Source organism: uncultured Winogradskyella sp. (assembly GCF_947496485.1).
GTDB lineage: Bacteria > Bacteroidota > Bacteroidia > Flavobacteriales > Flavobacteriaceae > Winogradskyella.
In genome coordinates, this window is sequence record NZ_CANMCZ010000003.1 from 46,831 (window position 1) to 73,467 (window position 26,637).

General features: G+C 32.4%; 30 protein-coding genes. 19 read left to right on the forward strand and 11 right to left on the reverse strand.

What is annotated here, in order from left to right:
• Nucleotides 1-47 precede the first annotated feature (47 nt).
• Genes Q0822_RS10505 through Q0822_RS10520 form a run of 4 tightly spaced genes read left to right on the forward strand, consistent with a single transcriptional unit; the run spans nucleotide 48 to nucleotide 4,905 of the window.
• On the forward strand, nucleotides 48-2,192 hold the full coding sequence (locus tag Q0822_RS10505) for a M3 family metallopeptidase (protein ID WP_299123347.1): 2,145 nt from the start codon (nucleotides 48-50) through the stop codon (nucleotides 2,190-2,192).
• Between the two features lie 29 nt (nucleotides 2,193-2,221).
• Entirely contained in the window at nucleotides 2,222-2,794 is a 573-nt protein-coding gene (locus tag Q0822_RS10510) for an SRPBCC family protein (RefSeq protein WP_299123349.1), read from the forward strand.
• Complete coding sequence (locus Q0822_RS10515) at nucleotides 2,787-3,419, forward strand: intradiol ring-cleavage dioxygenase (protein ID WP_299123351.1); 633 nt, start codon at nucleotides 2,787-2,789, stop codon at nucleotides 3,417-3,419. The genes Q0822_RS10510 and Q0822_RS10515 overlap by 8 nt, the downstream gene beginning before the upstream one ends.
• Nucleotides 3,412-4,905, forward strand: coding sequence for a glycosyltransferase family 39 protein (locus tag Q0822_RS10520; RefSeq protein ID WP_299123353.1), 1,494 nt, complete (start codon nucleotides 3,412-3,414; stop codon nucleotides 4,903-4,905). The genes Q0822_RS10515 and Q0822_RS10520 overlap by 8 nt, the downstream gene beginning before the upstream one ends.
• A 45-nt stretch (nucleotides 4,906-4,950) precedes the next feature.
• Here Q0822_RS10520 and Q0822_RS10525 read toward each other — a convergent pair whose 3' ends face one another.
• Both Q0822_RS10525 and Q0822_RS10530 read right to left on the reverse strand, forming a co-directional pair.
• The gene (locus Q0822_RS10525) at nucleotides 4,951-5,565 is read right to left on the reverse strand and encodes a trimeric intracellular cation channel family protein (RefSeq protein ID WP_299123355.1); all 615 of its coding nucleotides are present in this window, start codon (nucleotides 5,563-5,565) and stop codon (nucleotides 4,951-4,953) included.
• 105 nt (nucleotides 5,566-5,670) lie between these two features.
• Entirely contained in the window at nucleotides 5,671-6,396 is a 726-nt protein-coding gene (locus Q0822_RS10530; RefSeq protein WP_299123357.1) for an RDD family protein, read from the reverse strand.
• Between the two features lie 35 nt (nucleotides 6,397-6,431).
• On the opposite strand from Q0822_RS10530, the gene Q0822_RS10535 reads away from it, so the two are divergent.
• From Q0822_RS10535 to Q0822_RS10565, 7 genes are all read left to right on the forward strand, one after another.
• Complete coding sequence (locus tag Q0822_RS10535) at nucleotides 6,432-7,439, forward strand: stage II sporulation protein M (RefSeq protein WP_299123359.1); 1,008 nt, start codon at nucleotides 6,432-6,434, stop codon at nucleotides 7,437-7,439.
• Nucleotides 7,436-8,356 carry a hypothetical protein gene (locus Q0822_RS10540; protein WP_299123360.1) on the forward strand — a complete coding sequence of 307 codons (921 nt, stop codon included), beginning with the start codon at nucleotides 7,436-7,438 and terminating at the stop codon, nucleotides 8,354-8,356. Before Q0822_RS10535 ends, Q0822_RS10540 begins: the two co-directional genes overlap by 4 nt.
• Nucleotides 8,349-9,077, forward strand: coding sequence for a hypothetical protein (locus Q0822_RS10545; RefSeq protein ID WP_299123362.1), 729 nt, complete (start codon nucleotides 8,349-8,351; stop codon nucleotides 9,075-9,077). Before Q0822_RS10540 ends, Q0822_RS10545 begins: the two co-directional genes overlap by 8 nt.
• Nucleotides 9,070-10,275 carry a DUF4350 domain-containing protein gene (locus tag Q0822_RS10550; RefSeq protein WP_299123364.1) on the forward strand — a complete coding sequence of 402 codons (1,206 nt, stop codon included), beginning with the start codon at nucleotides 9,070-9,072 and terminating at the stop codon, nucleotides 10,273-10,275. The genes Q0822_RS10545 and Q0822_RS10550 overlap by 8 nt, the downstream gene beginning before the upstream one ends.
• A complete protein-coding gene (locus Q0822_RS10555; RefSeq protein ID WP_299123366.1) occupies nucleotides 10,275-11,336 on the forward strand; it encodes a MoxR family ATPase in 1,062 nt (353 codons plus the stop codon). Before Q0822_RS10550 ends, Q0822_RS10555 begins: the two co-directional genes overlap by 1 nt.
• Nucleotides 11,337-11,389: 53 nt before the next feature.
• On the forward strand, nucleotides 11,390-12,667 hold the full coding sequence (locus Q0822_RS10560; protein ID WP_299124169.1) for a DUF58 domain-containing protein: 1,278 nt from the start codon (nucleotides 11,390-11,392) through the stop codon (nucleotides 12,665-12,667).
• Between the two features lie 127 nt (nucleotides 12,668-12,794).
• The gene (locus Q0822_RS10565; RefSeq protein ID WP_299123368.1) at nucleotides 12,795-13,262 is read left to right on the forward strand and encodes a DUF2141 domain-containing protein; all 468 of its coding nucleotides are present in this window, start codon (nucleotides 12,795-12,797) and stop codon (nucleotides 13,260-13,262) included.
• Nucleotides 13,263-13,330: 68 nt separating this feature from the next.
• Here Q0822_RS10565 and Q0822_RS10570 read toward each other — a convergent pair whose 3' ends face one another.
• Complete coding sequence (locus Q0822_RS10570; RefSeq protein ID WP_299124171.1) at nucleotides 13,331-13,810, reverse strand: Dps family protein; 480 nt, start codon at nucleotides 13,808-13,810, stop codon at nucleotides 13,331-13,333.
• Nucleotides 13,811-13,913: 103 nt separating this feature from the next.
• Between Q0822_RS10570 and Q0822_RS10575 the strand changes: the two genes are divergently transcribed.
• A complete protein-coding gene (locus Q0822_RS10575) occupies nucleotides 13,914-14,852 on the forward strand; it encodes a LysR substrate-binding domain-containing protein (protein ID WP_299123370.1) in 939 nt (312 codons plus the stop codon).
• Between the two features lie 27 nt (nucleotides 14,853-14,879).
• On the opposite strand, the gene Q0822_RS10580 is transcribed toward Q0822_RS10575, so the two are convergent.
• The 3 genes from Q0822_RS10580 to Q0822_RS10590 form a co-directional block, all read right to left on the reverse strand.
• On the reverse strand, nucleotides 14,880-15,077 hold the full coding sequence (locus Q0822_RS10580; RefSeq protein WP_299123372.1) for a hypothetical protein: 198 nt from the start codon (nucleotides 15,075-15,077) through the stop codon (nucleotides 14,880-14,882).
• A 228-nt stretch (nucleotides 15,078-15,305) separates the two neighbouring features.
• Entirely contained in the window at nucleotides 15,306-16,130 is an 825-nt protein-coding gene (locus Q0822_RS10585; RefSeq protein ID WP_299123374.1) for a TIGR00266 family protein, read from the reverse strand.
• A gap of 128 nt (nucleotides 16,131-16,258) precedes the next feature.
• A complete protein-coding gene (locus tag Q0822_RS10590) occupies nucleotides 16,259-16,711 on the reverse strand; it encodes a DUF4442 domain-containing protein (protein ID WP_299124173.1) in 453 nt (150 codons plus the stop codon).
• A 167-nt stretch (nucleotides 16,712-16,878) separates the two neighbouring features.
• Here Q0822_RS10590 and Q0822_RS10595 point away from each other — a divergent pair, with 167 nt between their 5' ends.
• The 6 genes from Q0822_RS10595 (at nucleotide 16,879) to Q0822_RS10620 (ending at nucleotide 21,924) form a co-directional block, all read left to right on the forward strand.
• Entirely contained in the window at nucleotides 16,879-17,325 is a 447-nt protein-coding gene (locus tag Q0822_RS10595) for a DUF4870 domain-containing protein (protein WP_299123377.1), read from the forward strand.
• Nucleotides 17,326-17,391: 66 nt separating this feature from the next.
• A complete protein-coding gene (locus Q0822_RS10600) occupies nucleotides 17,392-17,733 on the forward strand; it encodes a PadR family transcriptional regulator (protein WP_299123380.1) in 342 nt (113 codons plus the stop codon).
• Nucleotides 17,730-19,535, forward strand: coding sequence for a PspC domain-containing protein (locus tag Q0822_RS10605; RefSeq protein ID WP_299123383.1), 1,806 nt, complete (start codon nucleotides 17,730-17,732; stop codon nucleotides 19,533-19,535). The genes Q0822_RS10600 and Q0822_RS10605 overlap by 4 nt, the downstream gene beginning before the upstream one ends.
• 84 nt (nucleotides 19,536-19,619) lie before the next feature.
• The gene (locus tag Q0822_RS10610; RefSeq protein WP_299123384.1) at nucleotides 19,620-20,147 is read left to right on the forward strand and encodes a DUF4440 domain-containing protein; all 528 of its coding nucleotides are present in this window, start codon (nucleotides 19,620-19,622) and stop codon (nucleotides 20,145-20,147) included.
• Nucleotides 20,148-20,181: 34 nt separating this feature from the next.
• A complete protein-coding gene (locus Q0822_RS10615) occupies nucleotides 20,182-20,910 on the forward strand; it encodes a head GIN domain-containing protein (protein WP_299123385.1) in 729 nt (242 codons plus the stop codon).
• 183 nt (nucleotides 20,911-21,093) lie between these two features.
• On the forward strand, nucleotides 21,094-21,924 hold the full coding sequence (locus Q0822_RS10620; protein WP_299123387.1) for a DUF2807 domain-containing protein: 831 nt from the start codon (nucleotides 21,094-21,096) through the stop codon (nucleotides 21,922-21,924).
• Between the two features lie 69 nt (nucleotides 21,925-21,993).
• Here the strand turns inward: Q0822_RS10620 and trxB are convergent, their stop codons facing one another.
• Nucleotides 21,994-22,977 (reverse strand): thioredoxin-disulfide reductase, encoded by a 984-nt coding sequence (gene trxB, locus Q0822_RS10625; protein WP_299123389.1) that lies wholly within the window; start codon nucleotides 22,975-22,977, stop codon nucleotides 21,994-21,996.
• Nucleotides 22,978-23,192: 215 nt separating this feature from the next.
• Between trxB and Q0822_RS10630 the strand changes: the two genes are divergently transcribed.
• Nucleotides 23,193-23,672, forward strand: a complete 480-nt coding sequence (locus Q0822_RS10630) for a hypothetical protein (protein WP_299123390.1) — start codon at nucleotides 23,193-23,195, stop codon at nucleotides 23,670-23,672.
• 116 nt (nucleotides 23,673-23,788) lie between these two features.
• Here Q0822_RS10630 and Q0822_RS10635 read toward each other — a convergent pair whose 3' ends face one another.
• From Q0822_RS10635 to Q0822_RS10650, 4 genes are all read right to left on the reverse strand, one after another.
• Nucleotides 23,789-24,400: an SIMPL domain-containing protein gene (locus Q0822_RS10635; RefSeq protein WP_299123392.1), complete on the reverse strand. Its 612-nt coding sequence runs from the start codon at nucleotides 24,398-24,400 to the stop codon at nucleotides 23,789-23,791.
• Nucleotides 24,401-24,434: 34 nt separating this feature from the next.
• Nucleotides 24,435-24,860, reverse strand: a complete 426-nt coding sequence (locus Q0822_RS10640; protein WP_299123395.1) for a hypothetical protein — start codon at nucleotides 24,858-24,860, stop codon at nucleotides 24,435-24,437.
• Nucleotides 24,861-24,969: 109 nt separating this feature from the next.
• Nucleotides 24,970-25,617 (reverse strand): response regulator transcription factor, encoded by a 648-nt coding sequence (locus tag Q0822_RS10645; RefSeq protein ID WP_299123396.1) that lies wholly within the window; start codon nucleotides 25,615-25,617, stop codon nucleotides 24,970-24,972.
• Nucleotides 25,618-25,620: 3 nt separating this feature from the next.
• Complete coding sequence (locus tag Q0822_RS10650) at nucleotides 25,621-26,616, reverse strand: sensor histidine kinase (protein ID WP_299123397.1); 996 nt, start codon at nucleotides 26,614-26,616, stop codon at nucleotides 25,621-25,623.
• Nucleotides 26,617-26,637: the final 21 nt, after the last annotated feature.

Consider the following 26,637-nt stretch of genomic DNA (forward strand, 5'->3'; position numbering starts at 1 on the left):
TATAATTTCAGTAACTTGTTTTCATACATATCACAAACTAACAAATCATGAGTTCTAAATCAATTAAAGTTGCCGTTCTAGGCACTATGATTCTATTTGCAAGTTGCAAAGAAGAATCTAAAACAAACGACAAATTAATGAGTGACAATGCACTAATCCAAGAATGGACAGGCCCTTACGAAGGTGTACCTGCTTTTGATAAAATGAATGTTGAAGATGTAAAAGCAGCAATGGAAGAAGGTATGGCACTTAATCTAGCCGAAATTGAAACAATAGCCAATAATACCGAAGCGCCAACTTTTGAAAACACAATTGTTGCTATGGAAAGTGCTGGCAAGGCTTTAAATAGAGTATTTACTTATTATGGTATAATGAGTGCTAACACCTCATCTCCAGAGTTTAGAGCAGTGCAAACAGAATTGGCACCAAAGCTTTCAGAGTTTAGATCTAAAATTTCACAAAATGAAAAATTATTTCAGCGCATTAAAGTCGTTTATGATGCTTCGCAGAAAACACCTTTAGAACCACAAGCACAGCGTGTGGTAGATTTAACCTACAAAAGTTTTGAAATGAATGGTGCTAATCTCGATGCGGAAAAGAAAAAGCGCTATGCAGCTATCAACAAAGAATTGTCTACGCTTTACACCAAGTTTTCTAATAACGTCTTACACGATGAAGAAAACTATGTGACTTATTTGACTAAAGATCAACTTGGTGGTTTATCTGATGGGTTTATAAAGTCGGCTGCAAAAATAGCAACAGATAAAGGAGAAGCAGGTAAATATGCAATAACAAATACAAGATCTTCCATGGACCCTTTCCTTACCTACTCTACAAATCGCGAATTACGCAAACAAGTTTGGGAAAATTACTATTCAAGAGGAGATAACGGTGATGAATATGACAACAATATACTTATCGCTGAAATTTTAAAATTACGTAAAGAACGTGTAGGCTTAATGGATTATGATAATTATGCTGAATGGAGATTACAAGACCGTATGGCAAAAACTCCAGATAACGCAATGGAATTAATGCTTAAAGTTTGGCCTGCAGCAACGGCTAGAGTAAAAGAAGAAGTTGCCGATATGCAAACTGTAGCTAATGAGCTTGGAGATAATATAACCATTGAACCAAGGGATTATCGCTATTATGCTGAGAAAGTGCGTAAAAAGAAATATGATTTAGACAGTGACGAAGTAAAGCAATATCTACAGTTAGACAAACTGACTGATGCGATGTTCTTTACTGCTGGAGAATTGTTTAATTATAAATTCACTCCTGTTGAAGAACGCTCTGTTCCTGTATTTCATGCGGATGTAAAGGTTTGGGAAGTTACCGATAAGGATTCTGGTAAGCATATTGGTTTATGGTATTTAGATCCTTATGCTCGTGAAGGGAAACGTTCTGGAGCTTGGGCTACAACCTATAGAAGTTCGGATTCTTTTGAGGGTGAAAAAAATGTGCTAGCCTCTAACAATTCTAACTTTGTAAAACCAGCACCAGGAGAAGCTGTTTTAGTCTCTTGGGATGATGCCACAACATTTTTTCATGAATTTGGGCATGCTCTCCACTTCTTCTCTGCCGATGTAAAATATCCAACCTTAAATGGAGGAGTTAGAGATTATACAGAGTTTCAGTCACAACTATTGGAGCGTTGGTTATCTACTGACAAAGTCATTAATCAGTTTTTGGTACATTATAAAACAGGAGAACCGATACCTGCTTCTTTAGTTGAAAAAATTAAAAAAGCTTCAACATTCAATCAAGGGTTTGGAACTACTGAATACTTGGCTTCAGCTTTAATAGATATGAAATTGCATTTAGCTGACCCAACAAATATTGACATCGATAAATTTGAGCGTGAAACTTTGGACGAACTAGGAATGCCAAAAGAATTACCAATGCGTCATAGAACACCACATTTTGGCCATGTGTTTTCAGGGGAAGGTTATGCCACTGCTTACTATGGTTATATGTGGGCAGATGTGTTAACAAGTGATGCCTCAGAAGCGTTTAGAGAAGCTGAAGGTGGCTTCTATGATAAAGAAGTTGCTGATAAATTGGTAAAGTATTTATTTGCCCCACGTAATGCTATGGATCCTGCTGAAGCCTATAGAAAATTCAGAGGGCGTGATGCTAAAATTGAAGCGTTAATGCGAGATAGAGGTTTTCCAGTGCCTCAAGACTAATTAAACCTAACTAATAAACACACAGAACCATGAAAGTTTTAAAGTATATCGCCATTATTTTAGTCGTTTTAATCATTGGCTTTTTATTATTGGGCTTATTAAAACCAGAAGTATCCTACGACTGTGAAATTGCAGTAGATAAACCCTTAGCAGAAGTTTGGGCTGTGACTCAAGATGAAGCCAAAATGTCTGAATGGTTGCCAGGATTTCAAAAAGTTGAACATGTCAGCGGCACACCTGGCACAGTTGGAGCAGTATCAAATGTCTATTTTATTACAGATGGACAGGAGATGGTCATTCAAGAAACCATTACTAACATAGTACCAAATGAGTCAATAGAAATGACGTTTACCTCAGACTTTATGGATATGGATTATAAACTGAATATGACACCTGTAGATGGTAAAACAAAAATTACTTCGAGCACTATTGCAAAGGGAAATGGAATACTTTCTAAATCCATTATGGCATTTTCAGGAAGTGCCATCAAAGCACAAGAAGAAACTAATTTAGTAAATCTCAAAAAAACTATTGAGGAAAATACAAAAGATTATTTCCCTGTTGAAGAAAGTATAATTGAAGTTCCTGTAGAAAGTGAATAAGCTAATTAATATAATAATTGTACTAGCGACAATTTTTTCGTGTCAATCACAAATCAACGACAAAACCACTAAAATTGTTGGAGGACCTTGTGAAGATTGCGAAGCTCTTTTGGATTTTGAGAAGCTTAACTTAACGCCAAAATCAACTGACACTTTACCTGGTTTTAGAGAAAATGAACCTAAAATTGAAATAACAGGAACTGTATTTCAAAATGACGGAAAGACACCAGCAGAAAATGTTTTATTATATATCTATCACGTTGATAGAAACGGAATTTATCGACCTAGTGATGAACCCATTGGTTGGGAAAAACGACACGGGCAGTATAGAGGATGGCTAAAGACAGATAAAGATGGAAGTTTTTCGTTTTACACTTTTCGTCCTGTACCTTATCCAGAAGTTCAAGAACCAGCACATATACATATTTATGTAAAAGAACCAAAATCAATACCTTACTATATAGATAGCTATCTGTTTGAAGATGACCCAACTCTAACCGAAGAAATAAAGAGCTCTGAAAAAAATAGAGGTGGATCTGGAATAATCAAACTCGAAATGAAAAATGGAATTTTGACTGCAAACAGAAATTTAATTTTAGGTTTGAATATACCTAATTATGAATAAAAAAAATATTTCCATAATTATTATACTTTCCTCAATTAAATTTATAATTCAATGGCTTGGGAATAGAAACTACGGATTTCATCGCGATGAGTTATTACATTTATCTGTAAGTGAGCATCTAGACTGGGGATTTATGGAATTCCCTCCATTTATAGGTTTTATTGGAAAACTATCTTATTGGTTTTTTGATTATTCTTTACTTGGAGTGAGATTATTTCCCACACTCGCGGGTGTTGGAATCTTGATTTTATGTTGCCTTATTGCCAAAGAACTTGGCGGAAAAACAAAAGCTATTTTTCTAGCAGGAATTTGCATTCTAGCTTTTTTACCATTCTACAGAAATCATACCTTATTTCAACCTGTTGCATTTGACCAATTATTTTGGACTCTAGGATTTTACTTTCTTATAAAGTTTTTCAATTCTCAAAACAAAAAATTCTTGCTACTTTTAGGGCTAACCTTAGGTTTAGGGTTAATGAATAAATATACTATGTTAGTTTGGGCTTTTGGTATTTCTATTGGCTTAGTATTTTACCAGAAAGGAAAGTTATTCAAAAATAAATGGCTTTATATCTCAGCACTCTTAGCACTATTTATTTTTCTTCCAAATATAATTTGGCAAATTCAACAGCATTTCCCACTTCTAACACATCTACAAACTTTAAGCGAAAATCAATTAGAAGACATTAGTCCATTAGCTTTTCTACTAGATCAATTAGAAATGTTACCTACATTCATAATGTTTTTACTTGGCTTATCAGGATTGTTTTTAATGAAGAAGCTTAAAGCATTTAAAACCATTGGTATTGCTAGTATTATTATATTCTTTACCCTGTGGATTCTTAAAGCAAAAACATACTATGTGTTCGCCCTATATCCTTTAGTATTTGCAGCAGGAGCTGTAACGGTTGAAAAATTATTGAATAAAAAACCTAATTGGATATATGCAATTCCAATATCTGCCCTATTACTTATGGTCTATTTTATACCAGACCTTACACCTATCTTATCTATTGACAATTATGTGAAATACGCTAATCTCAAAGAGCAAAATGATGGTCGCATTGAACTAACCGGAGACTATGCAGATATGTTTGGTTGGGAAGAACAAGTAAGATTAGTTGATAGTGTGTACAGAAATCTTAGCACTACAGAACAAAAGAACTGTGTGATTTGGGGCGAAAATTATGGTGAAGCAGGAGCACTTAAAATCATTGGTAAAGAATATAATCTTCCGAATCCTATAAGCAGACATGGTAGCTTTTGGACTTGGGGTTTTGGTAATAAAAACGCAGAAGTTTGGATTAGTTTAGGAAATGAGAAACCTGCAGTTGATTATGCTTTTGATGATGTACAGCTTGTAAAAATAATTACACACAAATATGCTATTGGTGAAGAAAACGGCATTCCTTTATACATATGTAGGAATCCAAAAGTAGATATTGAAGCCTGGTGGCAAGCTTATGAGCCCTATATATTTGATTAAAAGAAAGGTTTTATTTCATATAAGTAATTATGATACTAATTCTATTTAATTATCTCCTTTTTTATACAAACTCGGTAAACTAATCTTAAACCTTACAGCAAGTAATCTAATAAGAATTACTACTAAACCTGCAATTACAAAAAGATAGTTACGATCTTCTAAAAACTCACGAAGTAGAAAGTATGTAAAGCCTCCTAAAATACAGGCCGTTGCATAAATTTCTTTTCTAAAAATAACTGGTATTTCATTACAAAGTATATCTCTTATAACACCACCAAAACAAGCTGTCATTGTTCCAAGAGCTATGCAGATTATTGGATGTAATCCTGCAATAAGTCCGGTTTCAATACCTACAACTGTGTATAAAGCAATTCCAATAGTATCAAATAAAAATAAAGAGCGTCTTAAATGTTTTAATTGATTTCTAAATACAACTGCAAAGATTGTAGAAGCAAAAATAACATATACGAAGGTCATGTTTTGCATCCAGGAAACTGGCTCTATACCAACCATAATATCACGTAACGTTCCACCACCAACTGCAGTAACAAATGCAATAATTAAAACACCGAACGGATCCATACGCTTGTTCATAGCGACCAATACGCCAGAAATGGCGAAAGCGATAGTTCCTAAGATGTCAACTATTTGGAAAAACATTTGTTATTTTCTTATTGGTCGTTCAGCAATCCTGTCTACCGACAGGTAGGTGATTCAGAATCTAATCTATATTAGATAAACACATCAGCCAACTCACTTTTCTGCTTACATATTTTGAGTATAAAAATTATAATCTTTCAAAATAGTATCTATAAACTGAATATCATATAGCTTCGTTTCAATGCCAAGCGTATCACAAATCTTTTTCTTCAGAAGTGTTAAGGTTCTAAAATCATTATTCTTTCTAGAGATAGTATAAGCTTCTTTTATGATCCTGACATCTTTATCCGTTAATTGAGTAACGTTACTAAAAACTGGTTTATAGTCATCGTTAATATCTTCTAGAATTGTACTTGTGATTTTATGCTTTTTCTTTACACTTATTACTACTGTACCAGCTGCTGAATCACCAATGCGTTGCTTTTTGTCTGACAACAAAATACTAAGGATTCCTATAGATGGTGAAAAAATCCATAAATCAACAATTCTAAGCATCCAACGTACAAAGAAATTGTACCATTCTGTAGGCGAACCATCTACGCTTACAACTTTAATCTTCATAATCATTTTCCCAACAGTTTGTCCACCAAAAATGATATGACAGAGTACTGAATAGAAAAATGCTGGTAAAAGAAATAAGCCTGTAAAACCACGTCTTGTCCACCCATCTGAATCAAAAATCTCAGAGAACGCTACAAGGTTCTCCATTATAGTCATATAGGTAAATAAAATAATACCATCAATCAAGAAAGCGACCATACGTTCACCTAAACCAATTAACTTATAATCTAGGTTGACATTTTGTGCTGTGTTAATTGCTAATTTGCTCATTGAAATGTATATTCGTTTTTAAATTGAAATGATTTATGCGCGAAGCGTCTTTCGTGAAGCAAAATAAGGAAAAATGGATTGGTTTTGAAAACGCATTAGATAATAATGTAAAAATAAATCCGGATGACTTAGCTTCTTACTATATTCAACTTACTAACGATTTGTCTTATGCTCAGACCTACTATCCTGGTAGTAAGACCTTGTTATACCTGAATTCTTTAGCGTCGCAAGCCCATCAAAAAATTTATATTACCAAAAAAGAATCAAAAAACAAGATTATTTCATTTTGGCGCGATGAGTTTCCATTGTTCTTTTATCACTATCACAAAACATTGCTTTATGCATTCTTAATTTTTGCATCTGCAGTTTGCATTGGTGTAGTCTCTACTTTAAATGACGATTCTTTCATTAGATTAATCCTTCCCGATCACTATGTAAACATGACCATAGAAAATATAGAAAAAGGGGAACCTATGGCTGTATACAAAAGCGGAAGTAATATAGGATCGTTTTTAGGGATTACTATTAACAATATTAGAGTTGCTATTATTGCTTTTGCTATGGGTGTAATCTTTAGTGTGGGTACCATTTGGGTACTTTTTAGTAATGGTATAATGCTTGGAGCATTTATTACCTTCTTTTATAACTATGGTATATTAGAAAAAACCTCAACAGTTTGGTTGCATGGTACTATTGAAATCTCTGTAATTGTTATTGCTGGTTGTGCAGGTCTAGTAATGGGTAATAGCATTTTGTTTCCAAAGACTTACTCTAGGCGTGTCTCATTTATGAAAGGTGCCAAAGATGGTTTAAAGATTGTGGTTAGTACCATTCCGTTTTTTATCATTGCTGGATTCATTGAAGGTTTCATTACACGTTATGGAGAACAAATGCCTTCGTTTTTAGCCTATGCAATTATATTAATTTCACTTTTTATCATTGTTTATTATTACATAATTTACCCTATAGCTTTACATAAAGCAAACAAAATTAAGCCTTTAGAAGAACATCTAGAATTAATACCCAAATCCCAACTCACGTGAACGAAAAGTATATTGAACTAAGAACAAGAAGTACGTTTGGAGATATTATAAACACTTATTTTTTATTTCTGAAGTATAATTTTAAAACATACACTAACTTATATCTAAGGTATAATGCCATTAGTATTATTCTAACGCTTATTTGCTCCTATTTGTTAGTTACTGGTTTTATGGGTTTGGTGAGCAGAGATTTTAGATTTGGGATGAGTAATAATGTATCAACAGATAGTTATTTAATCGCGGGCTCTATCATACTTCTTTTAATTGCGTTTTTAACCTTTTCGATTAATTACAGTTTTTCTAGTGCCTATATTGCAGACTATGCCAATAATGAAGGCAAGGTAGAATCTAAACGTATTTGGAAAAGCATCATAAGTAATATTGGAACCATCATTATTTTTATACTCATTGGTGGTTTACTATATATTGTTTATTTAGTTGCTGCAGGCATATTGTCATTAATTCCGTTTTTAGGATTTCTGATACAATATGGATTAAACTTTACCATGTCAGCCATTTTTGGATTGACCTTTATGTCTATTTTTTCAACAAAAAAAGGTTTTGGTGAGGCTATTTCTGAAGGTTTTGATTTTACATTTTCAAATTTTTGGCGTCTCATATTATTTGGTTTCGTAGTTGGTATCTTGAGTTTTGTTTTTATGCTTACACTATTTCAGATACCTTCATATCTAATGGGAATTTATGTCTATTTTTCAGTTGAAAGTGGCGTCGATATTACAACCAGTACTTTAGCTACATTATTTTTTACATTATGGTTTGCCATTATAATTATTTCTACAATTTATATTCAAGCACTATCGCAAGTCGCATACGGCATTTTATATTACAATCTATTTGAAGGGAAATACAACGAATTCCTTCAGAAGAAAATCGATCAAATTGGTGTTAATGAGTAGATGTAGACTCAAACATATTTGCACCGTTGTTATTTCGGCTTTTAGTTCCTCTTTATTGTGGTCTCAAGATGTTATTATAAATCAAGATTCCTCTAACCTTGATGTTACTTATTTTAAAGAGAACTTTAAGGACAGTTATTCTGGTGATGACTTTAATTATTCCATAAATGATACAGGAGGTGTTAACCTGATGCAACGTATTCTTCAAAAATTCTTTAATTGGTTAGCAGATGTTTTTGGTTTCGATGTTGACTTCATTGATTATCAAACCATGGAGTATATTGTTTACGGACTCTTAGGCGTTATTGTGCTGTATTTACTCATCAAATTCTTATTACAAAGTCCAATAAACTCTGTATTTAAAACAGAAGATAAAACTATAGATGGCTTTACTTATGTTGAAGAAAACATAGAGCAAATCGATTTTGATAAATTTATCAGTAAAGCTCTAAAAGACAATAACTATAGATTGGCAACACGTTATCTCTACCTAAAATCCTTAAAATCTTTAGCCAATAAAAAAGTAATTGAATGGCACTATGATAAAACGAATTCAGATTATCTTAATGAAATAACTGATAGTAAATTAAAAACATTGTTTAAACGTGTTTCTTATATATACGATTATGTTTGGTATGGTGAGTTTCCTATAGACGAAACTAGTTTTAACAAAAACAAAAGCGATTTTAATCAACTTATAAAAACATCAAAACATGGATAAGCGTTCTAAAATAGCGCTCTATATTATTGGTGCAGTGATTGTTTTTATGATGATTGCTGAAGTGACTAAACCAAAGGCTTTAAATTGGCGCGACTCTTACTCTGCTGCTGATAAAATTCCATTAGGTTGTTACATACTATATAATGAGTTGGAAACTTTTTCTAAAGGGGAGGTTTTGGTTTCAGAACAATCTATATATGAATATTTAAAAAAAGTAGATACTCTAACCTCTAAATCCTTAGTATTTATTAATAATTACATCAACCTAGATGGTGAAGAATCTAAAGCCCTAATGGATTTTGTTGAACGAGGGAATACAGTTTTTATAAGTGGTAACTTTTTTTATGGTAATGTTTTAGATTCTTTAAACATAAGTATAGAGCGTCAATACTCAAATCTTTATACAAAAAAGTCCGAAAGCAAATTTACAAGTCCAAGTCTCCAGAAAAATAATCGGATCTTTAAAGATGTTATTGAGAATAGTCATTTCGTGTCTGTTGATTCTTTAAAAACTACCATTTTAGGAACACTTACCACTAAAGATGAAGATGACAATGAAGAGACCAACACTAATTTTATAAAAGTAGCTGTTGGTGATAATAATGGTCAATTTATTTTACACACCAACCCATTTGCCTTTACTAATTATCATCTCATGGATGATAAAGAGGACTATGCCGCAACTGTTTTATCATACCTACCAAAGCAGCAAATTATTTGGGATAATCATTACAAAAGTGGACGAAAGGTTATTACTAGTCCATTGCGCTATATTTTAAAAAATACAGCTTTAAAATGGGCATTTTATATTAGTCTGTTTGGCTTAATTCTCTTCGTTTTGTTTAGAGGTAAACGTACTCAGCGAATTATTCCTGTTATTAATAAACTTGAAAATTCAACGGTGGATTTCACAAGAACTATTGGTGAGCTTTATTATCAGTATGGAGACTTTACGAATATTATTGATAAAAAGATTCAGTATTTTCTAGAATTTGTGAGAACGAACTATTACCTAGATACTAATCAACTTAATACAACTTTTATAGACAAATTGGCGATAAAATCTAGTAATACCATAGAAACCACGAAGGCGTTAGTAGATTACCTTGTCTTTTTAAAATCTAAAAACAATCATACTGAGCAAGAACTCATAGAACTGAACAAAAAAATAGAACACTTTACAAAATATAAGTTATAATGGAAGATCAAAACACATCATCATCAGAAAACCTTGATGAGACAAACCATAACGAAGAAAATACTACGAACAAAAGTATAGAAAACACTTCAGAAGATTTTATAAGTCGAATAGACCTAAAACCACTTCAAGATAGTGTTGAAGACATTAAGCGAGAGATAGCCAAATTCATAGTAGGGCAAAATGAAATGATTGAGCTTTTAATTATTTCAATCCTAACCAATGGACATTCACTTATTGAAGGAGTTCCTGGTGTCGCCAAAACAGTCACTGCTAAATTATTAGCTAAAACTATGGATGTAGATTTTAGTAGAATTCAATTTACACCAGATTTAATGCCAAGTGATATTTTAGGAACTTCAATTTTTAATGTAAAAACAAGTGAGTTTGAATATAAAAAAGGACCTATCTTTTCAAATATTGTATTAATTGATGAGATAAACAGAGCACCAGCTAAAACGCAAGCTGCTTTATTTGAGGTGATGGCAGAACGTCAAATTACTATGGATGGTACACGTTATGATATGGAATTACCGTTTTTAGTATTTGCTACGCAAAACCCAATTGAGCAAGAAGGAACATATCGTTTACCAGAAGCACAATTAGATCGTTTTCTCTTTAAGATTGAAGTAGATTATCCTTCTTTAGAAGATGAAGTTCAAATCTTAGTTGACAATCATAATAGACAAGATAATATGGACTTTAATGCCATTTCTTCTGTATTATCTGCTGATGCTATTAAAAAATATCAGAATTTAATTAAACAAATTGTAGTTGAAGATAATCTTCTAAACTACATCGCTTCTATTGTAAATAATACACGTAATAATGCTAATTTATATTTAGGAGCTTCACCAAGAGCTTCAATTGCTATTTTAAACGCTGCAAAAGCCAATGCTGCAATTAATGGAAGAGATTTTGTAACACCAGATGACATTAAACGTTGTACCAAAGCGGTTTTAAAACATAGACTGGTATTAACTCCTGAGCGCGAAATGGAAGCTTTTACTGTAGATAAAGTTGTAGATCAAATTCTTGAAACTATTGAGATTCCTAGATAGTGAAGCGTTTTTTTAAACATACCTATTTAACCTTTCGGTTTTTTCTAGTGATAATGGCATTTGTGGCATTATTCATTCTTGCCTACTTATTTCCAGGATTATTAAGTATTGTATCAGCCTTATTTCTTGTCGCGTTAGGTTTGGTGGTAATTGATCTCATCTTACTATTTAAACAAAAAGGGATTTCTGCTTCAAGAATTTTACCGAAAAAATTAAGTAATGGTGATGATAACCCAATCGAAATAAAACTTCAAAATAATTACAATTTCACAGCTGATTTACTGTTAATTGACGAGATGCCTTTTCAGTACCAAAAACGTGATTTTGAGATTTATACACAACTTAATAAACTTGACGAGAAAAAAATCACATACACCTTAAGACCACTAGAACGCGGTGAATATTACTTTGGAAACTTAAATGTCTATGCAAACTCACCTATTGGTCTGGTGACTAGGAGATTTCAATTTGCAAAAGATGCAATGGTACCAAACTATCCGTCATTTTTGCAATTACGTAAATATATGCTCTTAGCATTTTCTAATAAATTGTTTGAATACGGCTTAAAGAAAATAAGACGCATTGGTCATACCATGGAATTTGAGCAGATTAAAGACTATGTTAATGGCGATGATATACGTAACATCAACTGGAAAGCCACAGCAAAGCGCAATCAGTTGATGGTAAATCAATTTCAGGATGAGCGTTCACAGCCCATTTATAGCGTTATCGATAAAGGTAGGGCAATGAAAATGCCTTTTGAAGGGTTGAGCCTCTTGGATTATGCTATTAATGCAACTTTAGTCATTAGTAATGTGGCTTTAAAAAAACAAGATAAAGCAGGTATGTTTACCTTTTCTCGAAAGGTAGAAAACAAAGTCGTTGCAGAACGACGACCTTCTCAAATGAATAAAATTCTTGAAACGCTTTATAATGTCGATACCGATTTTTCAGAATCAGATTTCTCTCGACTTTATATTGATGTAAAGCGAAGTATCACCCAACGTGCTTTATTACTACTTTACACTAATTTTGAAACTTTAGATGCTCTTCATCGTCAGTTACCTTATCTACAAGCAATGGCGAAGAATCACTTATTAGTGGTTATCTTTTTCGAAAATACCGAATTACATAAGCTGACTAATGTTGAGGCACATAATACATTTGAAATATTTCAAAAAACTATTGCTGAAAAGTTTATATATGAAAAGAAGTTGATTGTTAATGAGCTTCAAAAACATGGTATTCAGTCTATCTTAACTGCACCAGAGCATTTAACTATTAATACTATTAATAAGTATTTAGAAATTAAAGCCAGAGGTTTAATATAGCTTTATATCACCTTTCAACAACTCATCCTCATAAAACTACAACTCGGTAATTACAATTATTTCTGCTCAACAGTTTGTTGGATATTTGAATCATCAAACAAAAACAAACCATTAAAACACAATCATCATGAAATCAAAGATTCAAGAACACAGAAAAAACAATAGAAATATTGTGATTAAAAATTTAATTTTAAGTATCACTTTAGTTTTAACCTCTTTATTTAGCTTTTCTCAAGAAGAAAAAGGCATAACTATCACAGTAACCATAGACAATGTAAAAAATGACACGGGAAAAGTATTAATGTCATTACACTCTTCTGAAACATTTATGAAAGGCTCAGGTCTGCTGGACGCAGAAACAGAAATAAAAGACGGTAAAGTAACCATCACTTTTGAAAACGTTCTACCAGGAGAATATGCAATTATGGCTCTACACGATGAAAATGAAAACAAACGTATGGACTTTCAAGAAAACGGAATGCCATTAGAATCATACGGAATGTCCAATAATGTTATGTCTTTTGGACCTCCACAATATGATGATGCAAAATTTACTGTATTAGATAAAGATTTAGAACTCAGTATTCGATTCTAAAAAAACAGGAATCATCAATCAATAAAAAAGCCAGCTAATTAGCTGGCTTTTGACGTATTGTAATAATATTAAACTGTTTCTCCTAGCCAAGCTTTCATCATCCAAACGGTTTTTTCTTGCTCAGTTATAAAATCACTCATCATAGAATTGGTGCCTTCGTCATTAGCTTCATCAGAAGCATTCAATATTTTACGCTCAATCTTTAGAAGTTCAGTCAAAGACTCTACGATTAACTCAACAGCCTTCTCATCCTTAGAAATATTCTTACCAACAGGAACTTTAGCTGCTTTTGTATAATCTTCAAACGTATGCAGTGGTGTTACACCTAATGTTAGAATACGCTCTGCAATTAAATCTACTTTTAGATTAGCGTCAGTATATAGTTCTTCGAACTTAACATGTAAATCGAAGAATGCTCTTCCTTTAATATTCCAATGGATTCCTCTTAAATTCTGGTAATACAATTGAAAATTAGCTAATAATTGATTTAAATCTTCTGCTAATCCTTTTGTTTTTATGGTATCTAAACCTATACTATTTAGTGTCATAATCATTTATTATTTGTTTACTCAAATTTATGCCACAATTAAATCTAATTTACTATAGTTTTTATGAATAGTTTTTATATATTTATAGCCTAAATCAATAGTTATGACAATTACACAATTAAAGTACGCTTTAGCAATAGCAGAACATAAAAATTTTACAAAAGCGGCAGAAAAGTGTTTTGTAACACAACCCACTTTGAGTACACAAATTCAAAAATTAGAAGATGAGTTAGACATTCTTATTTTCGATAGAGGTAAAAAGCCCATTGAGTTAACTGATGTTGGTCGCAAAATCGTTTATCAAGCAAGAAATATTGTTAATGAAGCAGATCGTATACAAGACATTGTTGATCAGCAAAAAGGATTTATAGGTGGTGAGTTTAGACTAGGTATTATTCCAACTGTAATGCCTACACTCTTGCCTATGTTTTTAAATAATTTTATTAAAAAATATCCAAAAGTAAAGCTGAAAATTGAAGAGCTTACTACTGAAGAAATTATAACACGGATAAGTGATGGTCATTTAGATGCTGCTATAGCTTCTACTCCATTAGAAAGCGATAACATAAAAGAACGAGTTTTATATTACGAACCATTTGTAGCGTATATACCAAATAATCATAGATTAAGAGATAAGAAAACTATTGAAGTTGCTGATTTAGACATTGAAGATATGTTACTCCTAGAGGATGGTCATTGTTTTAGAGACGGAGTCATTAATTTATGTAAGGCATTTAAGAATCAAACTGATGATCATTTTCAGTTAGAGAGTGGAAGCATAGAAACCTTAATAAAACTCTCTAACGAAGGTATGGGAATGACGCTTCTACCCTATTTACATACCTTAGATGTAAAGGAGAAATTAAATCCTAATCTTAGGCATTTTAATGAACCGTCACCTGCAAGAGAAGTCAGTATTATTTATCATAAAAGTGAATTGAAAATGCAAATTATAGATGCTATGCACGATTTGATTTCTAGTGTAATTAGAGGAGCAATTGCGTTTCAGAATGTAGAAATAATCAGTCCTTTAGCTAAATAAAAAAAGCGACTCGTAAGTCGCTTTTTTCTATGCTTTTAAATAAATTAGACATTGATTTAATTCTGGGTTTTGATTGATTAGGGACTGAATAAAAATTCTCAAATCTTCAAGTTCGTGAGGCAATAAACGTCTTACCGCTTTTTCCACTTCCTTACAAAATAATGTCGCATCAAAACTCACTTTGTTCAGTACAGTTTTGGTGTACTCATACATTGCTCTCGCCATAGGTAATTTTAAGTTTTAGGTTAAACAAAAATGTAATTTTTTCTATAGGCTATTGTTTCAATTCAATCTCTAAGGTAGAAAAAAAACGCGTGAAAATTAAAAATCATTTAAAGTTTAACAGCTTATTATGTTAAAAGTTAGAAATTACTCGATGAGCCTTATATAATCATAATGACATTTCTTACAATGTAATTGTTTGATCTACTTGCGTTTATGTAAAATTTAATTCTAGAAGCGATTATCTCCATCTAACAAATCACCTAAACCACCAAGTATACTTCCTTCGCCTTTAGACTTTCCTCCTCTAGGAACCGAAGCTAAAACACGATTTGCTAACCTACTAAATGGTAAAGATTGAATATAGACTTTTCCAGGTCCTTCTAACCTAGCAAAGAATAAGCCTTCACCACCAAATATGGAGTTTTTAATACCTCCTACAAACTCAATATCATAATCAATACCTTGAGTAAATCCAATAATACAACCTGTATCAACACGCAAAGTTTCACCGGCTTCTAATGTTTTCACGGCTGTAGTTCCGCCTGCATGAACAAATGCCATACCATCACCTTCTAGCTTTTGCATAATGAAGCCTTCACCACCAAAAAGTCCCCTTCCAAGTTTTTTAGAAAACTCAATACCAACACTAACACCTTTAGCTGCACATAAAAAAGCATCTTTTTGACAGATAAATTTTCCGCCATATTCCATTAAGTCAATCGGAATAATTTTTCCAGGATAAGGCGACGCGAAAGACACATTCCTTTTGCCTGTAAGATTGTTGTAAAACGCTGTCATAAATAAACTCTCACCAGTAAGGATACGTTTTCCTGCTCCCAGAATTTTTCCTAAAAAGCCTTTGTCTTTTTCTGAGCCATCACCAAAAATAGTATCCATTTTAATACCATCATCCATCATCATAAAACTTCCTGATTCTGCAATAACGCCTTCATCTGGATCTAATTCTATTTCTACATATTGCATTTCTTCACCATAAATACGGTAATCTATTTCATGGGCATTTCTCTCGCTAAAATCTGGTAATTTTTCCATAGCAAATTATTTAAATGTTTTTAATTGTTTCTTTTATATGTTGGATAAACCATCAATTTGTTACAACAGTACTTTTCAATTCTAAAAATAGCCATATTATGAGTTCCTCATTCCCAGCAATGACATTGCTATTTCACTTTGAGCGTCCATTCAAAATTAAAAGAGGACACTTGCACTCCATCTTTATTAATTCCATTAGAGTTTAACCAAACGGTTTGCCCTTCGCCTGTTTCAATAGCTTTATTAATGGCTTCATCAATTTTTAAACCTTCTTCGCACTTAAAAGTAATTCTTCCTGTTGCTTTTTTTGTAAACGATGCGTTATTATTAGCAACCAACATGGATATTTTTTCACCACTTTCTCTAATCTTTTTCATCACCAAAGCTCCAGTAGTAAGCTCAGCTGCCATACCTTGCACTGCCCAAAACATAGAATTAAACGGATTTTGATTTATCCAACGATGTTTAACGGTAACAATACAGGTTGTATCATTAAGTTGTTTTGTTCTTACACCTGTAAAGTATGCAGCAGGTAGCTTAAACATTAGAAATTTATTAAGTTTTGATGGAGATATATTCATTGAAATTTGTTTCATTCCCATGTATTTGGAAACTAGTTTACGCTAAAATAATTCAAATATTCAAGCTTAGCTAATGTTAAAAAAATGTTAATTTTTAGTACTATGCGTAACATAATACCTTTTTAAAGACATATATTTGTATAAGCAACTATTATATACTTTTAAAAATGGTAGACAATCATCAAAAAAATTTAGCAACATTTATTCACCTTTCGACCTTTTCGAGATTCATTATTCCATTTGGGAATTTCATTGGCCCAATAGTATTATGGGCAGCAAATAAAGAAAAGTCAGAATTTATAGACCAGCATGGTAAGCAAGCGATTAACTTTCAAATTAGTGTTTTACTATATGCTATTATTATAGGAACGATTACAGTACCGTTTTTCATTTTTAATTTATTCAATGGCATGGATGTTATCGATTTTCATGGGTTTCACGATTTTCATATCAATGTTGGTAAACCTTCTCCTCTATTATATATTGGTGGTGGACTAGGTGCATTAGCGATAATAGGATTTATAGTGGAACTAGCACTAATCGTTAGAGCTAGTTTATCTGCTAGAGATGGACATATTTATAATTATCCTTTGACCATCAATTTTTTAAAGTAAGACATTCATCAACAATCACATCAATCAAAAAATGAACAGTTTATTAAAATTAAATCGAATGACACTATGAAGATAGAAAACACAAAAGCACAAATGCGTAAAGGTGTGCTGGAATATTGCATCTTATCCATCTTAAAGGATGAGGATGCCTATGTTGCAGAAATTCTAGGCACATTAAAAGACGCAAAAATGCTTGTTGTAGAAGGAACAATATATCCACTATTAACAAGATTAAAGAACGCTGGATTACTCAGTTATCGCTGGGAAGAATCCACATCTGGACCACCAAGAAAATATTATGGTCTTACAGAAACAGGAAAACTGTTTCTAAAGGAATTAAACTCCACTTGGAGTGACTTACAAAATGCAGTTAACCTAGTAACAAGTACAAAAACAACAAAAAAATGAATAAAACAGTCAATATAAATTTAGCAGGTGTATTCTTCCACATAGATGAAGATGCATATCTTAAATTACAACGCTATCTTGAGGCTATAAAACGTTCATTTACAGACTCTCAAGGTCGTTCGGAAATAATTTCGGACATAGAAGCACGTATCGCAGAATTATTCTCTGAGCGCATACAAAACGAAAAGCAAGTTGTTGGCATTAAGCTAGTCGATGAGGTTATAACCATTATGGGACAACCCGAAGACTATTTAGTTGATGACGAAATCTTTGAAGACGAACCGCAACCTAGACAAAAACATAGCTCTAGGCCATCGAAAAAATTATATAGAGATACGGATAACTCATATATAGGTGGTGTTGCCGCAGGCTTAGGTCACTATTTAGGAATTGACTCTATTTGGGTGCGCCTAATTTGGTTATTGTTAGCTATAGGCTCTGGTGGAACTTTCATCTTTATCTATCTTATTTTCTGGGCTTTAGTACCAGAAGCTCAAACAACGGCGGAAAAACTTACTATGACTGGAGACGTCGTAAATATTAGTAACATCGAAAAAAAAATTAAAGACGGCATTGATACAGTTTCAGAAAACTTAAAAAATGTTGATTTTAAAAAGCAAGGTGATAAGCTAAAGGAGGGTTTCGATAATGTGTCAGATAATATTTCTGACACGGTAAAAAGCGTCGATTTTCAGAAGCAAGGTAATCGACTAAAATCGAGTTCGCAGACCTTTTTTGATTCTATTGGAAGCATCTTAATGTTCTTCTTAAAGGTATTAGCCAAGTTTATAGGCATTATTTTAATAATTACTGGTATTGCTGCTCTCATCACTTTAATAGTTGCTTTGTTTTCAGTCGGCATCACAGACGCTATTCATTTTCAAGGTATGGAATTTTTAGATGCATCTAATGCTGCGAATATTCCTATTTGGTTAATGTCAATGCTATTGTTCTTCGCAATAAGTATTCCGTTCTTTTTTGTGTTCTATTTAGGTTTAAAAATTTTAGTGAATAACCTTAAATCTATTGGAAATATTGCAAAATTCACACTATTAGGTTTATGGCTAATGGCAATTATTGGTATCGTAATAATTGGAGTAAGACAAGCTACTGAGCATGCCTATGACACTAACATTACACAAGTTGAGGAAACGATAAATATTGCTTCTGGTGATACATTGAAATTAAAAATGAACAGTCATGAAGTCTATAACAAATATATGAACAGGCGTTATCACAACTATAAAATAAGCCGAAACGATAGCGACGATAAAGTAATATCCACAACTGACATAAGGTTAATGGTGAAATCTACAACAGATTCATTGGCAAGTATTAAAATTCAAGGTTTTGCCAGAGGGAGTAGCTACGATTTAGCTAAAGAAAGAGCACAGAACATCAACTACAATTACACTGTTGTTGGGAATGAGCTAAAGCTAGATTCTTATTTAGTAACTGATGTCTCAAACAAATTTAGTGATCAACACATAGAAGTCATTTTATACTTGCCAGAAGGCACAATTTTTTATGCAGATGAGAACACCTACAATTTTCATAAAAACAATAGTTACACAAATGACATTCTAAAAAATGGTATGGAAGAACATTATCTAAAGGTCATTGAAGATGATGTAGAATGTTTAGACTGTATAGAGGAAATTAAGGAGAAAGAAGATTTTATTGAAGAAGAAAACGAAATTATTGAAACCATTATTAATGAAAAATCGTCTGGTGAAGAGAAGCCCGACGTCAGTGTTCAGATCAATGAAGATGGAGTTGATATTGAGGTTAATGACAATTGATACCATTAATTCTACAGTTCAGTAATATTAAATATTAATCAAATAAAAAACTACAGATATTTGTAGTGTAATCATCAATCGAAAATGGATCAATCAATCAAATCACTTTTGCTATGTGGTATCGGATTCCTTCTGGTTTCCGGTATTGCATCAGCACAAGTAAACAAAAACTCTGATCTCTTTAAAACCCTTAAGGCTAAAGACAGTATTCTTTTTAAAATAGGTTTTAACAAATGTGAAGTTGAAAAAAGTGCAGAATTAATGACCGAAGATTTAGAGTTTTATCACGACAAAGGAGGTGTTACAAATACTAAAGATGAATTTGTAAAGACTATGAAGGAAGGGCTCTGTAGACCTCATAATACTGAAAAAATCTATCGCTTCTTAGTCGAAGAAAGTCTAGAAGTTTTTCCAATGTATAACAATGGTGAGCTCTATGGAGCTTTACAAAATGGAAAACATTACTTCTCCCCTGGTGAATCAACCACCTATGAAGATAGTAACAACTATGCACTTTTCTCTCATCTATGGATTATTGATAAGTATGGGGAATGGAGATTAAAACGTGTTATAAGCTTTAATCACACTTCGAAAGAAGTTGGAAAACAATAAAATTAAATTATCAATCAGTAAAAATCAAAAAATCATGAACACATTAGCAAGAATTATCATCACAAGCATAGTAAGCATACTAATGCTATCCTGTAACTTTTCGATGAATTTAGGGCCAGGAGTAGACGGAAACGGAAATGTAGTAAGTGCAGAGCGAAACATTTCAAGTGAATTCAGCTCAATTAAAGTAAGCCAAGGCTTAGACCTTTACATTACACAATCCACAGATGTTGAATTAAGTATTGAAGCCGACGAAAATTTACATGATCTAATTATGACAGAAGTAGAAAATGATGTTTTAAGAATCTATTCTACTGAGAATATTCGAAGAGCAACTTCAAAAAAAGTGATGCTAAACATTACTGATATTTCTGCTATAAAAGCCACAAGTGGTAGTGATGTTTACGCAACAAACACCATTGAAGTAGACGAATTAGAATTAAATACAACAAGTGGAGCAGATATGGAACTCAGCGTAAAAACGCAAACTTTGAATTGTCATTCCACTAGCGGAAGTGATATTAAACTTAGCGGAACAACAGATATGTTAATTGCAGAAGCCACGAGTGGAAGCGATATAAAAGCGTCAGACTTAAAAGCTAAAAATTCCAAAGTAAAAGCAACAAGTGGGGCAGATATATCTGTAAACACATCAAAAGAAATTACTGCCAGAGCAACAAGTGGTGGAGATATTAAGTATTCTGGTAATCCAGAAAAAGTTAACAAATCTGATAGCTCTTCTGGAAGCGTTAGAAAGCAATAATAGTAATCAATCAAAAATTTGATAGTGAATTTCACTCACTATTCACCTTAAAACCAATCAGTTAAAAGCCATTTCAAATTCTTTATGGAGTTTGGGATGGTTTTTGTATATCTTTGTTTAACAGCTTTAAAAGTGACCAATTGAAGGAATTGTGTCTTATTTAAAGTATAACAGATATATTAAATGAAAAAAATATTACTCTTTTTGGTTTTAATGATGGCTGCAGCACCAGCAATTATAGCCCAAGAAAAAATTAAAGGTGATAGAAACGTTACTATTAGGCAAACTTATATAGATGATTTTGAAACTATAGTAGTTGATGGCGATTTTTCTATTGAAATAGTTTACAACAGCAAACCTTCTGTAAACGTTGAAGCAGATGACAATTTGCATGATGTTATTCAGTTCGATGTTGTGGATGGGGTTCTAACATTTGTACAAACGATACGTATTACCTCAAAAAAGAAACTTAATATTACCGTAAATTACGGTGACTTATTGAGAAACATAGAAACAAGAGGGGAAGGTGAAATAAGATCTTTAACGTCTATGGAATTAAGTGATGCCACATTAACTACAGTAGATAATTCTAGAGCGTATTTAAATATTAAGGCTACAAATTTCTTATATAAAAGCTCCGGGAAATCTAAAACAAGATTGAACCTAACTGCAGATTCAACAAAAATAGAACTTAGTGATAATAGTAAATTAGATGCTTTAATAAATAGTAAAATTGCTGATTTTGATTTATATCAACGTTCAGATTTGTCAATTGAAGGTTCTGCAAATAATTCAGTGATTAGGTTAATCAATTCTTCAAACTTTAATGGAGGTAAATTTGATGTTAAGACTACAGATGTAAGTTTAGAAGATAGCAGTGATCTTACGCTATCGGTAAGTGATAGCATAACAATAGCATCTTCTGGCGACAGCGAAATCTATCTTTACGGAAGTCCAGCAATTACGATAACAAAGTTTGATGACACCTCAAAACTTCAGAAGAAAAAACGATAAAATATATAGCAATACCTAAAAAGCCGAAGTGGATAACTTCGGCTTTATGTTTTCTATTCGAATAACAACTTAGTTATACGTAGGAGTAACCACCTCAAAATCTGCATCTTTAGCAGCCAAATAACGTTCGGCATCTAGAGCAGCCATACAACCAGTTCCTGCAGCAGTAATCGCTTGTCTGTAAACATGGTCTGCAGCATCTCCACTAACAAATACACCTTCTACATTGGTTTTACTAGTACCTGGCTGTGCATTGATAATATAGCCTGTTTCATCTAAATCCAAGTAATCCTTAAAAATATCGGTATTAGGTTTGTGGCCTATAGCTACAAAGAAACCAGTTGCAGCAATTTCATGCTTCTCATTGGTTTGGTTGTTAAACACTCTAACACCAGTTACGACCTGTCCATCACCTAAAACTTCATCTGTTTCAGTATTGTATAGTATTTCAATATTCTCAGTGTTCTTAACTCTATTTGCCATAATTTTAGATGCTCTAAATTCATCACGTCTCACCAACATGGTTACCTTTTTACAAAGTTTAGACAGGTAATGAGCTTCTTCACAAGCCGAGTCACCAGCACCTACAATCACAACTTCTTGATTTCTATAAAAGAAACCATCACAAACTGCACAAGCAGATACACCACCTCCAAGTTTTAAATATTTTTGTTCTGATGGTAGACCTAAATATTTTGCTGATGCACCAGTAGAAATAATTATAGTTGAAGCATGGATTTCCTTTTCATCGTTTACCCAAACCTTATGAATATCACCAGAAAAATCAACTTTAGTAATCCAGCCATGACGTACATCAGTTCCAAAACGCTCAGCTTGCTTTTGAAGTTGAATCATCATTTCTGGTCCTGTTATACCATCCGGATAACCTGGAAAATTTTCAACATCATTAGTCGTTGTTAATTGTCCACCTGGTTGTGCTCCTTGATATAACACAGGAAACATATTCGCTCTTGAGGCATAAATAGCAGCTGTATAACCAGCAGGTCCAGAACCTATTATTAAGCATTTTACTTTTTCTATTGTATCAGACATATTTTGAATTTTACGCTTTAAACCTTTATTAACTTTCTTTAATTTTTTTTTAAAGAATTCCGTTTAATATAAGATTTTACAAAAGTAGGATTTTTGCATAAATCCTTACATAGAAGTTATCAACACTAACTATGTAGTTATAAATATCATGAATAACTTCAAATTCTGCTTTTAATTTTGTAATTTATAAGTGTTAATAGTAAATCTAACAAATCATGAAATTTAAACTTTTAATTTTAAGCATGGCTGTTTTACTTGTATACTCCTGTAAAGATCAGCCAAATAGCGATGTTGAAACTTCAGAAGCCGAAACTGAATTGAAGAAAAATAACATTAGCCTTAAAGGCACATGGGAACTTAAAGGATTTTACAATTATAAAGATAATGTGGTTGTAGATTCATTTTCTAATAATACTATTTCTAGACAAATAAAAATGTATTCTGATAGTAAGGTGATGTGGTGCAAGTTGTTAAAATCAGATTCTATTGAATTTTTTGGATATGGTTCTTATAACTACAATGATGGTAAACTAACTGAAGTTTTAGACTTTGGCTCAGCCTTTATGAATCAGGTAATAGAAGAAAATAAAGAGTTTAATTTTCAACTTGAATTGTCTGAAGATCGCTTCGAACAAATTGAATTAGATGAAGATGGCAATAAAATTTATTCTGAAAACTATGTAAGAATAGAGTAAATTATTTAAATCATATAAAGTCTGCGAACACTATTGAAAATAATGTTACGCAGACTTTAACCCTAACTAATAAATCACTTTTCTACTATCATAAAAGTGATGTCTTTGATTAAAAATCAATCTTTTAACGCATAAATAACCGTTAATCTTAAGTAGGATGGTCCTGAGCTTGGCGATCTCCAATAAGAATTACCATCTAAATCATAACTGTTTATAGAATGTATTTTATCAATTTTTTCTCCTGAAACTTCTGCTAATAGTTCGGCATTCTTGCGTGCCTCCTCTATGGCCTCTTTAGCTAATTTCTTAACTTCATCTTTCGAAATAATATTTTTTACTTGCACATAAGATGGCATTACTTGAGCCATTTTTATTTGAACAACACTCAACATTTCCTCTTTGTCTTTAGTTTCAAAATGAAGTGTAGTTCCATCATTTCTATAGCCTGTTGCTGAATATGCCATATCATCTTGAACGAATTTTGTGATATCTACACCTCTATTTTTCACCTCTTTAAAGTATTTCTCCTTCAATTCTTCTAATGTTGTGCATGGATTCTCTGCATAGTAATTATTCTCTAATGATAAGGTAACGTCTGTTTTGTAGAGTAACTCGTTAGACTCTATAACTACAGACCCATAAGTCGTTATTGTTCTTTCTGTTGTTGCATTTTGCGAAATACCAAATGTTGAAATACAAAGCAATACAACTATAATAAAATGTTTCATAATAAATTTTCTTTTGATTGTTGTTTTTAATATTCTAAGCTACCGTATACATGAAAGAGGCAGCAATCATCCAACCACCTACTATGAGTCCTAAAACTCCAAGTTTACCTAGTTTTGGTGCTAGTTTCTCTCTCAATTTAGCTGCCTTTTCTTTTGCTGCATCATTTTTACTTAACAATAATTTGTTAATCATACCAAAGCCCAGCATAAAACCAAGTGTAGCTTCAACAAAACTACCAGCCAATAAAGTTGTCCACCAAATTGGTGCAGATGTTAACCAGCCCATATTTAAGAAAGCTGAAATAATTCCCCAAACACCAAAAACGCAAAAAACAATTCCAATCCAGCCTTGATAGGGCGCAACTTTGTCTAACAACTCCTGTGCGTTAGGCTTTTTAGATAAAATAAGTGAAGGCACTGCGATAATGCTCAAAAGAATCAATGAAATTCCGTAAATCATAAGTTCTATTTTTTTATAGATTAATATGATACAAATTTCAATAAATAAGCAGAGGTGAAATATACCGTAAGTAGTAAAAATGCTTACCCTGTTTTCAGGGATAATAAGATTATTCGAGCATACCTTTTTCTACTGCATATCGTGTAAGGCCAGCCAAATTGCGTACACCTAGCTTAGAGATTAGATTTTTTCGGTAGCTTTCTATAGTGTGCTTACTCAAAAACAATTTGTCAGCAATTTCTTGGGTTGTAAATTCTTGGGCTATTAATTTTAATACTTCTATTTCTCGTTTACTTAATGAAATTTCAGGTTTTGACTTTTTAGAAAACATGGCTTCCATAAGAACTTGTTTAATACGTGGTGAGAAATAATTTTCACCGTTTAATATAGATTTGATTGCTTTAAGTAATTCAGTCTTTTCAGCATTTTTAGAAATATAGCCATTAACGTTTGCTTCGGTCAGTGCTTTTATCTTTTTGGCATCTTCTAGCATGCTAACTACAAGGGTTTTTATTTGAGGAAACTCTGATTTTATAGCTGTATTTAGTTCTACACCATTCATCTCTGGCATATTAATGTCAGTGATAACTAAATCTATTTTTTCTTCTGTATTAATTCTCAAATATTTTAAAACCTGAGCTCCTGTTTTTGCAGTCAGACTAATATGTATTGTCTTTTCTTTAGATAAAATACTAGTTAAACCATCTAAAAACATGGCATGATCGTCTGCAATTATTATAGAAAATGATGTATTCATAAATTATGTTTGTGGTATGCTTATACTTATAACTGTTCCTCTATTTTTAGCTGTATTAATTGATATTGTACCATTAAACTCTGCGACCCTTGTTTCCATATTATTGAGCCCAATACCTTTATTTACTTTTTCTAAATCAAAGCCTATTCCATCATCTTCATAAATCAGTTCAATACCTTTTTCATTAGAAGGAGAGGTTAATTGAATGATTATTTCTTCAGCTTCAGAATGTTTCATAGCATTTGTTACTAATTCCTTAATTATATTCAATAAGCCGACTTGTAACTGAACGTTAATTGTATTTAGAAAATCTTTTGGATAAGCTTCAAAACGCAAATTCAGAGAAGAATCTTCACTAATAGTCTGAATATAATCGCCTAGTAAATCCGTAAATACAGTAGTTTCAAATTCTTCAGGAATTAGACTATGAGAAATCTCACGAACTTGGTTATAAGTCGTATCTAGTTGATTTAGAATTTGTCTAAACTCTGGTTTATTATCACCAAGACTATTCATTTTTAATTTAATACCTGCCAAATTTCCACCAATGCTATCGTGCAATTCTCTTGCAATACGACCTCGCTCTTTAGACTGTACCGAAATAGCATTTTTTGCTAATTCGAGTTCTTGGGTTTGAAGTAAATTTTTAACCTCTTGCTGGTTCATAGCTTCTTGTTGTGTATTAAGTAAACTTTGGGTCTGGAGTTTTTGATAGTATACAACAAGTAATAATATAATTGGGATAAGTAGTACTAAGAATCCAATTAAAAAGGCATATTTTATTGTTTTTTGTCGTTCTATTTCTGCTTCTTGTAGCAACTGATCTTCTTGTAGTTTATCAATCTCTTTTTCCTTTTCCAAGGTCTCATATTTAAGCTCCAAATCTTTTACTAAACGCTGATTCTGTTTATCCGCAATTTCTCTGCTAACAGCTTGATATTGGGTCATTAAATTATAGGCATTTTCGTAATCTCCCTTAGCATTATATAGTTTAACCAAGGCATTTATTACTTTTTTTTG